Raw genomic sequence first — 3,278 nt, 5'->3', positions numbered from 1 at the left:
AGACAACGATTAAAAATCAACCTAAAATTGTACTAAAGACAAACAACAGGTATGAGACAACTCAGACTCACTGATTACTGACCGGAGGGAAAAATGAGTGATAAAATAACTATTTCCCGGGGAGAACGTTGGGGCATCAAACTTGCTCATGGAACCAAATGGGGAATACGTGGCGTTAAAAAACTGGATCGCTACTGCACAGAAAAAGCAAAAGAAAAAGGTCTTCCTGGCTGGTTAGGTCATTTGCCAAAAATCATTATCATTACCATTCTGATTTTGAGCGCTGTATTTAATCTTCCTTTATTATTTATTATATTCTGCTTATACCTATTATTACATGTCAAGTATGATGATACATCTGGTATATTAGATACTCCAGATAACTCTCTCTTTAATGATGATCCTCTTGTTGAAAGAACATACGATAACGTTAACTCAATAGATGATGGTGCTCCATATGGAGAGTCTCATGGAACATGGGGGGATAACTAAACATAATTATCCCCCAACAGCATTAATTATTTTAGTCCTTTTCCATTTACTCCCTCCATAAAAGTAGCTCCAGCCTTTTTAGCAACTTCCCCTCCCTTTTCTCCTGCTTGTGTTGCTTTATCCGTACCTGATTTCATACTATTACTTATAGCACTTCCTAAATTAATGCCCGCCCAACTTAATGCGCCCATCCACAACGCCGGCAACACCAAAAACATCGTCCCCATCACCAGATTCATAATGACATCATCAGACGTGTTCTGGATCCCGTTCATATTCCACTGGCTGTGCGTATCGGAATTATACAGTGCCTCCATCATCCAGCTGTCTATCCAGCGTGCCAGCTCCCACCAGAAGGTCAGAAAGTTCAGCGCAAATATCACAAACGTCACCGTTATCGCCGTCTTAAATTCATACGCCGAAAACAGCAGTATCATCGGGATCATGATATACACCGCCATTAATATCAGCCCCTGCACCATCGGTAAGGACTGACGCATCGAATCAAAGGCAGGGAATGCCCCCAGTGACGCCAGCGAAGTGCCGGCTACCCCTCCCATTCTGGCCAGCTCATTCATCACCGTCATATCCGCATTTCCCCCGTATCCCCGGTACACCCGACCGCCGGAAACATCCAGATTCGTCGGACTCACCAGCCGGCGGACAATGGCCTCCTCAAACTCTTTCGAGTTTTTATTAATCAGCTTCATCGCTGCCCGGGCACGCAGCCACATCCCTTCATCGGTCTGCTCTTTGACAAGTTTCAGTAAGCCCGCATTCGCATCATTCCACCACTGATAACAGGTCGGGTAACCGTTACCGTTGACATTCGCATACCCGTCATCCCGCCCTGCATCCCAGGGAAAGCCCGCCCGTGGTGTCCGGGACTGGATCTGATGATATTCCCCTTTCATAAACGTCACCGAACCTATCCAGGTAATATCCTGCAACGTTTTCTCATCCTGCGTTTTTCCCTGATCTTTCGCTTTCCAGTCATACAGCGCACGTGAATAACAATCATCGGTAAAATCCTGAAGTGCGGCAGCCAGTGCCGGATTTTTGATATTGCTGTGCTGCACCTCAAAACGCACCTGACGCAAATCCGGCCGGCACGGAATACTGGCCACCGCCGCCTGTGTCACCCCTTTCGACAACTTATGCACCAGCATCCACCACAGCGGGATTTTGGCTGTCTGATTATCCAGTGATGACACCACACCGCTGTAACCGGACGCCTCCGGCTTCACCGGTGTCCAGCTGCCGCAGGTTTTGGCCCGGCTGGTATCAAATTGCAGGGTACTGACACTCACTTCCATCAACGGCACACAACAAAAGAGGATCACCACAAAAGCCCCGTAGAGGGCGTTCTCGATGCGCACAATCGCCAGCGAGCCTTTGTTACCTTCATCCTCCCCCTCTTCCCGCACCTTCAGCCAAATCCCCGCCACTTTAAAAGCCAGTGGCAGCGCAAACAGCCCGGTGCTGGTCAGTACCGACCACAATCCGTTATTCACCACCCAGGCCAGCAGCGTGAGAAAATACTCGAGATAACTGTTTGTCATCATAAGCCGTCACCTCCCGCCCAGACAGACCATTCACTCACCGCCACAAAGGCGGCCATCGCCAGTCCGCTGCGCTTCAGACTGCGCCGGGCCGTCTCACTGACTTTCGGGTGGTGATACAGTTTCCATAATCCGACGGTAACCATCCCGTACAACACACACCGCCAGACCAGCCAGAACCAGCGGGCACGGTAAAACGCCCGGCGCAGACTGTCCGCCTCACCGTAATAACTCAGCCCCAGCTGAGCCACCGCCAGCAACACCACCATACTGAGCAGGGTCAGCCCGGTCACTTTCAGCACCGGCCATAACCGGCGCCCGGTTTTTCCTTTCGTCATTTAACGTCCTCCGGTGTCACTGTTTTGCTCCAGCCCCTGTACACGCACATCCGTATTATCCGGGGTCTGGGTAGCCGGATTCGCCTGTGTCCGTTGCTGATCACGCTCAATCACCGTCAGCATCGCATTATTGGCAATGGATTTACGCACTTCCATTTCCGTTTGCAGCATCCCGATTTCGCGATCCAGTTGGTCAACCGACTGATTACCGATCTCCCGGGCTTTCGGAAAATTACTGGCATTCGGCTCCCCCTGGCCGGTGATCAGCATACGGCGCATCGTCAGCGCCAGCTCCATCGTATCCGCCATCGCCAGCTCACCGGCCAGACGCTGTGTTAACGCCGTTTTATCCGGATCCCGGCGCAGGGCTTCAATCACGCCCCGGGAGACCGTCAGGCTACCGGTTTTCAGTTTCGCCAAATCCGCCGCACTGACCGCGCCCCGGCTGTTCACCAGTTTATGCAACTGTTCCAGATTTTCCCGGGTGGTGGTCTCCAGCACCGGCGCCAGCCCGGTTCCCGGCTGGGAACTACCCGGCTGGTTTGCCTCACCGCCGCTCTGACAATCCGCCGGATTGGTGCAGGTGCGGACCGATTTGCTGCCCAGTACCTGTGTTACCACCTGAGCAGCCTCCTCACTGTTGGCAAACCGCCGGCACGCCGCCCCGGTACACTGGCCGGCCGGCACCGGAGCCGTGCTGGTTGCCGGCAGACCGTTCATGATATTAAAGCCGGCCTGCGCAAAATCCTGTGTTGGCTGAATGGCTTTCTGACCCGCACCGCCCCGTTTCTCCCCTCCTATCCACGGCACGCCGGCCTTACCGTCCGGCTTTTTTTCCACCTGATTCATCGTCCCGACCGCATCACCATCCCCGCTGTTGATAATG

General features: G+C 52.7%; 4 protein-coding genes. 1 reads left to right on the top strand and 3 read right to left on the bottom strand.

Annotation, left to right across the window (positions count from 1 at the left end):
- The first annotated feature begins 93 nt into the window (after positions 1-93).
- Complete coding sequence (locus QSH13_RS18295) at positions 94-492, top strand: hypothetical protein (protein WP_001764988.1); 399 nt, start codon at positions 94-96, stop codon at positions 490-492.
- A gap of 26 nt (positions 493-518) precedes the next feature.
- On the opposite strand, the gene QSH13_RS18290 is transcribed toward QSH13_RS18295, so the two are convergent.
- The 3 genes from QSH13_RS18290 to QSH13_RS18280 all read right to left on the bottom strand — a co-directional run.
- The gene (locus tag QSH13_RS18290) at positions 519-2,057 is read right to left on the bottom strand and encodes a conjugal transfer protein TraG N-terminal domain-containing protein (RefSeq protein ID WP_001764987.1); all 1,539 of its coding nucleotides are present in this window, start codon (positions 2,055-2,057) and stop codon (positions 519-521) included.
- On the bottom strand, positions 2,054-2,392 hold the full coding sequence (locus QSH13_RS18285; RefSeq protein WP_001764986.1) for a hypothetical protein: 339 nt from the start codon (positions 2,390-2,392) through the stop codon (positions 2,054-2,056). The genes QSH13_RS18290 and QSH13_RS18285 overlap by 4 nt, the downstream gene beginning before the upstream one ends.
- A partial coding sequence (locus QSH13_RS18280; RefSeq protein WP_286047535.1) for an integrating conjugative element protein occupies positions 2,393-3,278 on the bottom strand: 886 nt, incomplete at its 5' end. It lies immediately after the preceding gene.

This window comes from Proteus faecis (genome assembly GCF_030286765.1).
Taxonomy (GTDB): domain Bacteria; phylum Pseudomonadota; class Gammaproteobacteria; order Enterobacterales; family Enterobacteriaceae; genus Proteus; species Proteus faecis.
This window is presented reverse-complemented; position numbering and strand designations above follow the sequence as displayed.